We start from the raw sequence: 12,014 nt of genomic DNA on the forward strand, positions 1-12,014 counted from the left end.
ACCAGATGGCAAACCATCGGTCAGGAAATCCTGGCCGATGGTTCTTTTTTGCACTCCGCTTGGTACCGAATTGGCCGAAATGCATCGGGTATTTCACCAAGCGCAAGAGAAACGAGGGATTGAGCTGTTCAAGAGTTACGATACGGCGTCCTTGGAGATCGTTGCCGATTTTCTGGAGAAGCTGGCCAGCTTGGTGGCGGAGCCGCCGAAACCAGAGTAATCACTGGGCTCGTCCTAGCCTAAAGTCTAGTTTCAAACACCACCTAAGACGGTTATGTCACGCCAGTAGGGTAGTTATAATGAACTTATAAATTTTGTGCGTGACTGAAGCAGTCAAAGGAGTGTTTGAACGTGAAAGCAGTTGAAGCGACGAATGTGGCGAAAGCGGGGAAGGTGAATTGGGCGCTGTTTAATCCCAAAACCTATGCAACGATTCTTTATTTGCTGTTAGCCCTCCCGTTAGGGATCATCTATTTTACGGTGGCGATCACCGGGCTTACCCTCTCCATTGCGTTGACTCCGGTATTTGTCGGAATCCCGATGTTTTTTGGAATGGCCAAGCTGTTGAACGGAATTGTAAGCTTTGAGCAAGGTTTGATTCGGCATATTTTAGGGTTGCCAGTTCCGCCTGCAGCGGCTCTAAACCATCCATCGGCAGAAGTCGGGTCCAATTGGTTCATGCGCATGGTCAAAGGGTTTGACGGGGGACTGTTCATCCGCAACTTGATGCTGGTCTTGCTTCGCTTTGTCACCGGCATCGTATTCTTTGCGGTAATGATCGTCGCTCTTGCCCTGGGCATTGGCTTTATAGCGCTTCCTGTGGTGCATATCGTTCTGATGAATGAATATAAGCTGGATATTTTAGAAAATAACCTGTTTACCTACTTCCATATCAACTGGACCTATAATCAACAATACCTGTTTTACGTGGGCGTGGGGCTCTTCCTGTTCTGGGTTGCGCTTCGCATCGTGAATGGGCTCATGCAGGTTCAGCGCAGAATCATGTATGTGGACGAAGCCTATTTGCAGCCGACATCAGAGCCTGCTCCAGCCGCAGCACCACACCAATTCCATGCGCCGGTTCTGCCGCAATTTGAGGATGATCTACACGAGCATCCTACGACTGAGAAAGTGTGGCTTGCTTAAGAGGTTGAGTAGGTACTGAATAAATTAAACATATTATTAATAGCGACAAAACGATGAAGAGAAAATGGATAGGGCTCCGGGTTTCGCCGGATGGAATGGATTCTTATTTGGAATAGACGTCTTCGTTTAGCAGATACTGCTGATAACGGAGACGTCTTTTCTTGTGAAACGATGTCAGCTATTCATTGCGATGTTACTTAATATATGTTAGAATGAATTTATGTAACATTATGCGGAGGGATTCTCTGTGGAGTTTGTTAATCCGATTCGAGACCTTGAAACCATTCAGGCGATGAAGGAGGAGTTGCGTAAACATTCGGTTCGAGACTTATTACTGTTCGTGCTGGGGATTAATACAGGTATCAGTTTGATCGATTTGCTAAATCTGACAGTCGAGGATGTGTGGGACGGGGAGAAGCCGAAGCAGTTCCTTTACGTGAAGAATGAACGAACAGGGGAAGATCAGGCGCATTATCTCAACTGCAATATCGGGGAAATTTTGAGGGAGTATTTGAGCATGATCGATTGGCAGCCAGGGGACTACTTATTCAAGTCCAAGAAGGATTGCCGGCCGATTACCCGCCAGCAGGCTTATCGCATTATTAATCGTTCGGCCAGAGAGGTGGGCATTTCGGAGAAGATCGGAACGCATACTTTGCGAAAGACCTTTGGTTATCATGCCTACTATAAAGGGGTGGCCATCTCGATCATTAAGTCGATCTTGCATCATCACTCTACCGCTGAAACCCTAAAGTATCTAGGGATTGATAAAAATGAAAGGTTGCCGATCAAAGTGGACGTTAATTTGTAACATTCCCGTTTGGCCATGACAAATCACAAAAAAACTCTCCACATAAAGCATGCGGAGAGTCTGTTATCCCTCATTCGTTAATATTCCCTTTTGCCTACTGTTCTTCTACGGCGACCCGATTCATCGCGGTTTGAATGTCCACATTTTTGAGTTCGTTGACGATTCCGTCTTTGACCAGGACCTGAAGCGTTTCAGCGTCCTTCATAAAGCGGAAGATGCCATTATCGAAATCCGTATTGGCTTCCTTGAAGAAGATCCCTTCATATTCGGCATCCTTGAGGTGGTTAAAGCTTAAGGTAAAATGATCGCCGTCTTTGATCAAGTAAGCACGAACTCCCTTTTCATAAATCCCTTCCTCGTCGGGAATATAACGGGCAACGGAAATCAGATGCAGGTCCACAAAGGGGATCTCCCGGATCAAGGCATTGATAATGGACCCTTTCGTCATTTGTTCCCAACGGCTCTGGGCCGTCTGTCCAAGGATGATTTGAGTAATGTTCTTCTCTCGAGCCACTTCGGCAATGACCTTATAAACAGGGCGGCTTTCATTGTCTTTCATAATAAACTGTGCTGTTGGGTGGGAATTGGCATACTCTTTCCACTGTTCGATATGAAATACCTTATCTGCATCCAATTCGTCGAAAGGTTTGGGATCTACCGTCAGTATATATAGCGGGGCCTTCATCAGGTTAGCAATTTTGCAACCACGTTTGATTAGTCGTTCTCCGTTCGGCCCATAATAAACGCAAACCAGAACACTTTCATTACATGGATGATCCATTTTGTATTATTCACCTCAAAGGATAATAATAGAGCGTTGCAATAAACTACGTACGACTATAATGGATGTTTCATCCCCCGTCAAATCGTATAATCGTCAGATTGATTCTCAGGTAAGGAGGATTGCGCTTGGTTACATTCTATACCTTCATTTTTCTTCCGTTGTTAAGTGCTATACTCGTACCCTTTCTGTATAAATACTTGAATCGTCAAGTCCATACAGGATGGTTTGTGCTCATTATCCCCCTATCCATCTTCGTCTATTTATTACAATATATACCCGATGTTGCAGGCGGGAAAACCTATGTCTATACGTTGCCGTGGATTCCGACGTTAGATATCCAGTTGACTTCTTATGTGGATGGACTAGGTCTCTTATTTGGGCTTCTGATTTCGGGTGTAGGGGCTCTGGTTATTCTCTATTCGGTCTTCTATATGTCCAAGGAGCGGGAGGCGCTCCATAACTTCTACATCTATTTGCTGATGTTCATGGGGGCCATGCTAGGCGTCGTATTCTCGGATCACCTTTTGGTCTTCTACGGCTTCTGGGAGTTGACCAGCGTGTCCTCGTTCTTATTGATCTCGTATTGGTTTGAGCGGCGAAGCTCCCGACAAGGCGCGTTGAAGGCGATGTTGATAACCGTGTTTGGCGGAATCGCCATGTTAGCGGGATTCATTATGTTGATTATGATGGCGGATACCTACAGCATTCGAGAATTGATTGCGAACGTGGATTTGATTCAAAATCATGTTTTGTTTATTCCGGCAATGCTGTGCGTGTTATTGGGGGCATTTACGAAATCGGCACAGTTCCCCTTTAGCATATGGCTGCCGGATGCGATGGAAGCACCCACTCCGGTCAGCAGCTATCTCCATTCCGCAACGATGGTGAAGGCAGGCATTTACTTGGTGGCGCGAATGACACCGATCTTTGGCGGCAGCTCGGTCTGGTTCTGGCTGGTCGCTGGTGTGGGGCTGATTACGCTGCTTTACGGTTCCTTAAGTGCGCTCAGACAGACCGATCTTAAAGCGCTCTTAGCTTATTCTACGATCAGTCAATTAGGATTGATCATGTGTTTGCTAGGGATCGGCTCGCTGGCAGTTTATTTTGGGCCTGGGGAGAGCGGAACGGTCTTTACGGTAGCCACCTTTGCCGCCCTATTTCATTTGTTTAACCACTCCACGTTTAAAGGCAGCTTGTTTATGGTCGTGGGCATTATTGACCATGAGACCGGTCGGCGGGATATTCGCTATTTGGGCGGCTTGCTGCAGGTGATGCCGGTGACGTTTACGATCGCCTTGGTTGGCGGTCTATCGATGGCTGGGTTACCGCCATTTAACGGCTTTTTGAGTAAGGAAATGTTCTTTGCAGCGGTCAATGAAGTTGCTGAGGCGGGAATCTTTGGGCTTAGCCATATCGGCTTATTGTTCCCGATCGTGGCTTGGGTAGCCAGCATATTCACCTTTGTGTATTGTATGATTTTTATCTTCAAAACCTTCGGCGGCAGCTTCCGTCCGGAACGATTGATGAAAGAAGTGCATGAAGCCCCTTTGGGAATGCTGATCTCACCGATCGTTTTGGGTGTGCTCGTGATTGTGATTTTCTTCTTCCCGAATGTTCTCGGAAAATATATTTTAACGCCCGCTTTGAACGCGGTATTGCCGATGATGTCTGTGACGGCCTATGATCTCAAAATCAGTGCGTGGCATGGCCTAAACCTTGAATTGCTGATGACCGTGGGCGTCATCCTCTTGGGGGTATTCCTCTTTCGGACAACGAAACGATGGATTCCGGCCCTTCGAAGCTTCCCGCAGAAGCTGACGCTAAATCACTGGTTTAATCAGGGGCTGGAAGGATCCGAGAAGTTCTCGCGATCGCTGACCGATGGATATATGACGGGTTCGCTGAGACATTATCTCATTTATATCTTTTCATTTTTTGTGATATTGCTAATGGCTTCCCTATTAGGATTCTATGGCTTGAGTCTTGATTTCTCCAAGGATGCTCCTATCGGGATCTTCGAAGCCGGACTGGTGGTGGCAATGATCATCGCGGCCTTCACCGTCTTGTTCGCCTCGAATCGTATCGTCGCAATTGTAGCTTTGGGGGCGATAGGGTATATGATTTCGATGTTCTTCGTCATCTTCAGGGCTCCTGATTTGGCATTAACGCAAATGGTGGTGGAGACGGTGACCACGGTTCTGTTCTTGCTGTGCTTCTACCATTTACCGAAGCTGAAGAAGAGCATCGAACGACTATCGTTTAAGCTGACGAATCTGATCATTTCCATGGCGATGGGATTAACGGTAAGTCTCTTGGCTTTAGCTGCGAACGGACATAAGCTGTTCGAGCCAATCACCTCGTTTTTCGAAAATGCCTATGAGCTGGCCGGGGCCAAAAATATCGTCAACGCCATCCTCGTGGATTTCCGCGGCTTTGACACCATGCTGGAGATATCCGTGCTGACGATCGCCGGGCTGGGCGTCTATCTCTTGGTTCATCAGCGTTCCAAAAGGAGGGAACCCAATGAAACCGAATGATGTGATTTTAAAAAGCGTCACCCGCGTGGCGGCCGTCATTATCTTAACCTTTTCGATTTACCTGTTCATGAACGGCCATCATCATCCGGGCGGCGGATTTATCGGCGGGCTGAGCACGGCATCGGCCATTGTTCTCCTGTACTTGTCCTATGGGATCGAGAAGGTGAGAGAGAACATCCGCATGGATTTTAAGAAGCTCGCGGCGATTGGGGTGCTGATCGCCGTGTTCACCGGCATGGCCGGGGTGATCTTCGGCGAGCCGTTTCTAACTCAAACCTTCGGCCACGTCGAATTGCCGATATTCGGGGATACTGAGCTGGCCTCCGCGCTGATTTTTGATACGGGGGTTGCCCTCGCGGTCATAGGGACGGCGGTAAATATCATTCTAAGCATAAGTGAGGATCGATAAATATGGAGACACTCATCGTCATACTCGTCGGGATACTCGTATCGATCGGCACCTATTTGATCTTATCCAAGCAATTGCTTCGCATTGTGTTGGGAACGTCGATTGTGAGCCATGCGGTAAATTTATTGCTGCTTACCTCCGGCGGGCTGAAGCGGGGGAGCGCCCCCCTGTTGGGCGAGAAGGAAGCCGGTTTTACAGATGCGATGCCTCAAGCTTTGATCTTGACGGCCATCGTCATTAACTTTGCCGTGACGGCACTGGTTTTAGTTTTATGTTATCGGGCCTATCAACATTTCGGGACAGATGACATGGAGCGATTAAGGGGACATGAGCATGAATAACTGGTTGATTGGTCCGGTGATTATTCCCCTGATCATGGGGATGCTTCTCATTGTTTTTCAAAAAAACCTCCGGCTTCAGCGGTTCCTTAGCTTGCTTGCTCTGTTGGCGACGTGTGCGGTATCCATCCTGCTCATTCACCAGATCCAGACGGGTGGGATTCAGACGCTGCAGCTCGGCGGTTGGGAAGCCCCTTACGGCATTAGCTTCGTTGGCGATATGTTTAGCGCGTTACTGCTGCTTGCCACCTCGGTGGTTTCGATCGGGTGTTTGCTGTATGCCTTCCCGTCGATCGGGCGGAAACAGGAGAAGCTCTATTTTTATCCGTTGTTTTTGTTCTTGATTGCCGGCGTGAACGGGTCTTTTCTGACAGGGGACTTATTTAATTTATATGTCTTCTTCGAAGTATTTCTGGTCGCGTCGTATGTGTTGATCACGATGGGGGGAGCACGGCGGCAGTTTCGTGAAGCGCTAAAATACATTTTCACGAACATTATCGCTTCGGCGTTCTTCCTAATGGGGGTTGCCTACTTATATTCGATGACAGGCACGTTAAACCTCGCCCACTTGTCGATCCGGATCGCTGAGGCTGGTCAGGACGGGTTGATTACCACCGTAGCCTTGCTGTTCCTGATCGTGTTCGCCTTAAAGGCTGGGTTGTTGCTCTTCTTCTGGTTGCCAGGTTCCTATAGCGTACCGCCTACCGCCATTGCGGCCATCTTTGCGGCGCTACTCACCAAGGTGGGGATTTATGCCATCTTTCGGATGTTTACGCTCATCTTCTATCATGAGCCGCAGATCACTCATTTGACCATAGGAATCTTGGCGGCGGTAACGATGATTCTTGGAGGGCTTGGGGCGGTAGGCTTCGGGGATTTGAAGCAAATCCTCACCTACAATGTGATTATCAGTGTTGGGTTTATCCTGCTTGGTCTGGTCTCGATGACAGAGGAAGGCATGATGGGCTCTATCTACTATTTGATGCACGATATTCTGATCAAGGCCTTGATCTTTCTCATCGGCGGGACGGTGGTCTATCTGACGGGGACCAGCAGGTTACAAAACATCAGTGGTCTGATTCGACTTCACCCACAATTAGGTTGGATGTTTCTGATCGCCGCATTATCGATGGTGGGCATTCCCCCGCTCAGCGGCTTCCTCGGCAAAGTGTTTACGATTCAAGGAACCTTCGAGTCTGGGGATTATTGGCTAGGGGGCATCGGTCTGGCCGCCAGTATGTTGATTCTATATTCCATGATCAAATTGTTCATGAGCGTCTTCTGGGGGGAGACCATTCTGTGCGTCGATGATGAGAAGGGTACGACCAAGGGGCTTATCCTTCCGATCGCGCTGTTGACCGCTGCTAGCTTGGCTTTAGGGATTGGTGCTGAAGGGGTGGCGGAGTATGTGACCCAGGCGGCACAGGAATTGCTTGATCCAAATCGATATATCCATGCTGTGATGGATTAAAGGGGGGACAGCCATGCCCATTCAGGTGCTGCTTAACATCTTTATTGCTTATCTGTGGATGTTTCTGCAGGATGAAACGAGCATTATCAACTTTATTGGCGGTTACATCGCCGGGTTGTTTATCCTATTTTGCATCCGCCGCTTCTTTAATAAGCCGTTCTACCTCTTTACATTGGCAGCGGTAGGCAAGCTATTTGTGATCTTCATTTATGAACTGGTGATCTCGTCGATGATGGTGATGAAGCACGTGCTCCGTCCCAAAGTCGATGTGAAGCCGGGGATCTTTAAGGTGGAGACGGATTTGGAAGGGGATTTGGAAGTGACCCTGTTGTCCTTGCTGATCTGTCTGACACCGGGCTCCGTTGTGATGGAGATTACCCCGGATGCGAAGACACTATACATTCACGGACTGAATATGCCAGAGTCCAAAGAGTCGGTACTGAAGTCCAAATCCGTGTTCGAGAAAGCGATAAAGGATGTGACCCGGAAATGATTTTTCAGACGATCTTGATCATCGCGTTATGTCTGTTACTGGCGGCGATCTTAGCTAACTTGTACCGCGTCGTCAAAGGTCCGTCCAGTGTGGATCGGATCATGGCGCTGGATTCCATCAGCATCAATTTAATTGCGAGTATCGCGGTATTCTCGGTATTGCTGCATACGCATGCGTTCTTTGATCTTATCTTGCTGATTGGGATTTTATCCTTCATCGGAACGGTGGCGTTTGCCCGGTTTATGGAAAGGGGTGCGGTCATTGAGCGGAAGCGGTGAAGTTGTAGGGGCGATTCTGATCCTCGCGGGGGCTGTCTTCAGCTTGATTAGCGCGATTGGCAATTTGCGTTTACCGGATGTGTACACAAGGTCTCATGCTGCATCGAAAAGTTCTACATTGGGTGTGCTGTGCGCTATGGTTGGCACTTTGCTGTATTTTATCATCGCCGAAGGCTATTTCAGTATTCGCCTGATCTTGGGGATCTTCTTCGTCTTTCTGACGGCTCCGGTGGCCGCCCATGTCATCAGCCGTGCCGCCTATCGTCACTGCGTGCCGTTAGCGGAGGAAACTGCCCAGGATGAGCTTCGAGAATACTACCAGCAGGATGAGAATTTCGAGGGGGAAGATCAGGTAGAGCCGGTGGAGCAAGAGACGGTGCTTCAAAGTACCTCCTAAGCCGATATTCGCCCATGTGAGGATTGTCATAGATGACAGTCGTTAAAATTTTAGATAATAATGAAGCGGCACAGGCCGCAGGAATCACATTGGTAAAAAGGGGCAAGTAGTATGGCTGTTCATCGGGGACCCGTAGATCAAGACGTGGTCATTGAGAAGGTTCGGAGTTTATTTACATGCCGGGTGTTGTGGAGCGAAGGGCGTCCCTGCCTGGAGTATGACAGCCGGGAAGAGCTGGATCGGATCTCTGAATATGTCAGAACGAATTTTGGGATGGAGCTGCTTGATGTTTTCTTTACGGCAGTCGAGAGCTTGCCGGAGGATGATTAATGGAATAATCGCTTTATAGTTAGCACCCTTAGGGGTGCTTTTTTCTATATGGAACGAAGTTCCAAGGGGATGAGGGAATGTCCGGCTCTGTCGGAGAGACCCTATCGTTAAGGAGGAGCTGGTGATGATTACGGTACTGAATACAGATGGTCGGGAATTAACCCCTTGTACCCTGGACCGAGCTTGGCGGGAGGTGAATCGATCGCGTGCCGTTTGGATTAATGAGCAGACCATTCAGTTGTTGTACAACCCTTTTCTGTTCCGGAAATATCGGAAGGTCGCCCTAAAAAGAGACCGTTACACCTGCCTGTGGTGCGGACAGCCTGCAACAACGGTGGATCATCTGATCCCCTCCAGCAAGGGCGGTTCGGATCTGCCGCGCAACCTTATTGCCTCCTGCGGCGAGTGTAATTCAAGACGGGGGAATCGCCCGGCGTGGGAGTATTTTAGAGAGAAGATGGGTACCATTCCCCGTCCCCTCAAGCTTGGTTTTCATATTTTGATAGCTTTAGGCTGCTCAAAGATCAAACCAAGATCTCATTAAATAATTCTATAACCGGAAAGGAAGGATTTCCCGGCCCTTGGGTGGAAATCAGTAGTGTACGATGAAAACGATTGGCGCCAGCGGAGCGAACGCGCCTGTCGGCTGGGGTTAGATTCGGCTATTCCGGGTATATTAATTATGAAGACTTGATGAACTGAATTGACAGTGAGAATCATTAGCATATAATAATTAATATAAATAACTAGTAGAAAACAAAAAGATAAAAGGAGAGTTCAAATCATGTCGTTGATTGGAAAAGAAGTATTGCCTTTTAAAGCTCAAGCCTATCACAACGGGAAATTCATCGAGGTTTCCGACGCAGATTTCAAAGGAAAATGGAGCGTTGTTTGCTTCTATCCAGCGGACTTCACTTTCGTATGCCCAACTGAGCTGGAAGACTTGCAAGATCACTACGCTGCTCTGAAGGAGCTTGGCGTTGAAGTATATTCCGTTTCCACGGACTCCCACTTCGTGCACAAAGCATGGCATGACAGCTCCGAAGCGATCGGCAAGGTTACTTACATCATGATCGGTGACCCAACTCACACGATTTCCCGTAACTTCGATGTATTGATCGAAGAAGAAGGCGTAGCTGACCGCGCTACCTTTATTATCGACCCGAACGGCGTGATTCAAGCGATTGAAATTACAGCTGGTGGCATCGGACGTGACGCAAGCACGCTGATCGACAAGATCAAAGCGGCTCAATACGTTCACAACCATCCAGGCGAAGTGTGCCCGGCAAAATGGAAAGAGGGCGCCGCTACTTTGAAACCAAGCCTTGACTTGGTTGGCAAAATCTAAGGAGAACCATTATGAAACTGGATGCAGACATTAAACAACAATTAGAGCAATATCTTCAGCTTCTGGAAGGGAATGTTCTGCTGAAAGTCAGTGCCGGAACTGATACGGTTTCGAACGAGATGATGGACCTCGTCAACGAGTTGTCCAGCATGTCGGATAAAATTACCGTCGAGCAAACGAGTTTACCCAGAACCCCAAGCTTCAGCGTAAATCGCGTTGGGGAAGACACCGGCATCACCTTTGCCGGTGTTCCTCTGGGCCATGAGTTTACTTCCCTGGTACTGGCTTTGTTGCAAGTCAGCGGAAGACCACCGAAGGTGGAACAACATATCATTGATCAAATCAAAGCGATTAAAGGCGAATACCGCTTTGAAACCTATGTGAGCTTGTCTTGCCACAACTGCCCGGACGTGGTTCAGGCGTTGAACCTGATGAGCGTACTAAATCCTGGCATTTCCCATACCATGATCGACGGCGCGGCTTATAAGGATGAAGTCGAGAGCAAAGAGATTATGGCAGTGCCTACGGTATTCTTGAACGGCGAGTTGTTTGGCAATGGCCGGATGTCCGTCGAGGATATTTTGGCGAAATTGGGTGCCTCGGACACGTCGGCGTTTGAAGGCAAAGAACCATTCGATGTGCTTGTGATCGGGGGCGGACCTGCCGGTGCCAGCGCAGCGATTTATGCTGCACGCAAAGGCATCCGTACAGGGATCGTGGCAGAACGCTTCGGCGGCCAAGTCAACGATACCCTGGGGATTGAGAACCTGATCGGCACGAAATATACCGAAGGGCCGAAGCTGGCAGTAAGCTTGGAAGAACATGCGAAGGAATATAACATCGACATCATGACGTCGCAACGGGCCAAGAGTCTTCGCAAGAATGACTTGATTGAAGTGGAATTGGAGAACGGTGCCGTGCTGAAGAGCAAGACCGTTATCGTATCCACGGGGGCACGTTGGCGCAACATGAATGTACCGGGCGAAGCGGAATTCAAGAACAAGGGCGTGGCTTATTGCCCGCACTGTGACGGTCCGCTGTTCGCAGGCAAACGTGTGGCCGTTGTAGGCGGAGGAAACTCCGGCGTAGAAGCAGCCATCGACCTGGCGGGCATCGCCTCGCATGTGACTGTGCTTGAATACATGTCTGAGCTGAAAGCGGACTCGGTTCTGCAGGAACGTCTGAACAGCTTGCCGAATGCGACTGTGATCAAGAACGCGCAAGTGAAAGAAGTCACGGGCGACAGCAAGGTGAACGGACTGACTTACATCGACCGGGAAAGCGGCGAAGAGAAGCATCTGGAGCTGGAAGGCGTATTCGTTCAAATCGGTCTCGTACCGAACACCGAATGGCTGGAAGGCACACTGGAACGCACCCGGATGGGCGAGATCATCGTCGACAACCGCGGAGCTACAACGATTCCAGGCGTATTTGCCGCTGGCGACTGCACGAATACGGCTTACAAGCAAATCATCATTTCCATGGGATCTGGCGCGACGGCAGCATTAGGTGCTTTCGATTACCTGATTCGCAATCAATAAAATATGGCGTTATGGATAAGGCCCGCTCTTTGAGCGGGCTTTCTTGCTGTGCAAATCTAACGTTTTTTGACTATAGTCTCAAGTTTGTTGTCTAGATGAAAGCGCTATCTTTCCAATAAAATGAGGGTATC

15 protein-coding genes are annotated in these 12,014 nt (G+C 48.8%); 14 read left to right on the plus strand and 1 reads right to left on the minus strand.

The window, feature by feature from the left end; genetic code table 11:
• Window positions 1–37 precede the first annotated feature (37 nt).
• From ACL02P_RS19380 to ACL02P_RS19390, 3 genes are all read left to right on the plus strand, one after another.
• The gene (locus ACL02P_RS19380) at window positions 38–220 is read left to right on the plus strand and encodes a hypothetical protein (protein ID WP_085169414.1); all 183 of its coding nucleotides are present in this window, start codon (window positions 38–40) and stop codon (window positions 218–220) included.
• Between the two features lie 131 nt (window positions 221–351).
• On the plus strand, window positions 352–1,146 hold the full coding sequence (locus ACL02P_RS19385; protein WP_085169412.1) for a sensor domain-containing protein: 795 nt from the start codon (window positions 352–354) through the stop codon (window positions 1,144–1,146).
• A 247-nt stretch (window positions 1,147–1,393) separates the two neighbouring features.
• Window positions 1,394–1,957 carry a tyrosine-type recombinase/integrase gene (locus ACL02P_RS19390; RefSeq protein WP_016313899.1) on the plus strand — a complete coding sequence of 188 codons (564 nt, stop codon included), beginning with the start codon at window positions 1,394–1,396 and terminating at the stop codon, window positions 1,955–1,957.
• 94 nt (window positions 1,958–2,051) lie between these two features.
• Here the strand turns inward: ACL02P_RS19390 and ACL02P_RS19395 are convergent, their stop codons facing one another.
• The gene (locus ACL02P_RS19395; RefSeq protein ID WP_016313898.1) at window positions 2,052–2,738 is read right to left on the minus strand and encodes a universal stress protein; all 687 of its coding nucleotides are present in this window, start codon (window positions 2,736–2,738) and stop codon (window positions 2,052–2,054) included.
• A 128-nt stretch (window positions 2,739–2,866) separates the two neighbouring features.
• Here ACL02P_RS19395 and ACL02P_RS19400 point away from each other — a divergent pair, with 128 nt between their 5' ends.
• The 11 genes from ACL02P_RS19400 (at window position 2,867) to ahpF (ending at window position 11,883) form a co-directional block, all read left to right on the plus strand.
• Entirely contained in the window at window positions 2,867–5,278 is a 2,412-nt protein-coding gene (locus tag ACL02P_RS19400) for a Na+/H+ antiporter subunit A (protein WP_036699853.1), read from the plus strand.
• Entirely contained in the window at window positions 5,265–5,687 is a 423-nt protein-coding gene (locus tag ACL02P_RS19405) for a Na(+)/H(+) antiporter subunit B (RefSeq protein WP_016313896.1), read from the plus strand. The genes ACL02P_RS19400 and ACL02P_RS19405 overlap by 14 nt, the downstream gene beginning before the upstream one ends.
• Window positions 5,688–5,689: 2 nt before the next feature.
• On the plus strand, window positions 5,690–6,028 hold the full coding sequence (locus ACL02P_RS19410; protein WP_028538600.1) for a Na(+)/H(+) antiporter subunit C: 339 nt from the start codon (window positions 5,690–5,692) through the stop codon (window positions 6,026–6,028).
• A complete protein-coding gene (locus ACL02P_RS19415) occupies window positions 6,021–7,496 on the plus strand; it encodes a Na+/H+ antiporter subunit D (protein ID WP_412837890.1) in 1,476 nt (491 codons plus the stop codon). Before ACL02P_RS19410 ends, ACL02P_RS19415 begins: the two co-directional genes overlap by 8 nt.
• A gap of 13 nt (window positions 7,497–7,509) precedes the next feature.
• Complete coding sequence (locus tag ACL02P_RS19420; protein WP_085169404.1) at window positions 7,510–7,989, plus strand: Na+/H+ antiporter subunit E; 480 nt, start codon at window positions 7,510–7,512, stop codon at window positions 7,987–7,989.
• Window positions 7,986–8,267: a Na(+)/H(+) antiporter subunit F1 gene (locus tag ACL02P_RS19425; RefSeq protein WP_016313892.1), complete on the plus strand. Its 282-nt coding sequence runs from the start codon at window positions 7,986–7,988 to the stop codon at window positions 8,265–8,267. Before ACL02P_RS19420 ends, ACL02P_RS19425 begins: the two co-directional genes overlap by 4 nt.
• The gene (gene mnhG / locus ACL02P_RS19430) at window positions 8,251–8,664 is read left to right on the plus strand and encodes a monovalent cation/H(+) antiporter subunit G (RefSeq protein ID WP_036625680.1); all 414 of its coding nucleotides are present in this window, start codon (window positions 8,251–8,253) and stop codon (window positions 8,662–8,664) included. Before ACL02P_RS19425 ends, mnhG begins: the two co-directional genes overlap by 17 nt.
• Window positions 8,665–8,775: 111 nt before the next feature.
• Window positions 8,776–8,994 (plus strand): hypothetical protein, encoded by a 219-nt coding sequence (locus ACL02P_RS19435; protein ID WP_085169400.1) that lies wholly within the window; start codon window positions 8,776–8,778, stop codon window positions 8,992–8,994.
• 124 nt (window positions 8,995–9,118) lie between these two features.
• Window positions 9,119–9,538 carry an HNH endonuclease gene (locus ACL02P_RS19440; protein ID WP_412837891.1) on the plus strand — a complete coding sequence of 140 codons (420 nt, stop codon included), beginning with the start codon at window positions 9,119–9,121 and terminating at the stop codon, window positions 9,536–9,538.
• 240 nt (window positions 9,539–9,778) lie between these two features.
• Window positions 9,779–10,342 carry an alkyl hydroperoxide reductase subunit C gene (ahpC, locus tag ACL02P_RS19445; RefSeq protein ID WP_009224894.1) on the plus strand — a complete coding sequence of 188 codons (564 nt, stop codon included), beginning with the start codon at window positions 9,779–9,781 and terminating at the stop codon, window positions 10,340–10,342.
• An 11-nt stretch (window positions 10,343–10,353) separates the two neighbouring features.
• The gene (gene ahpF, locus ACL02P_RS19450) at window positions 10,354–11,883 is read left to right on the plus strand and encodes an alkyl hydroperoxide reductase subunit F (RefSeq protein WP_412837892.1); all 1,530 of its coding nucleotides are present in this window, start codon (window positions 10,354–10,356) and stop codon (window positions 11,881–11,883) included.
• The last annotated feature ends 131 nt before the right edge of the window (window positions 11,884–12,014 follow it).

The sequence above is a fragment of the Paenibacillus sp. MB22_1 genome, assembly GCF_047200555.1.
GTDB lineage: Bacteria > Bacillota > Bacilli > Paenibacillales > Paenibacillaceae > Fontibacillus > Fontibacillus phoenicis.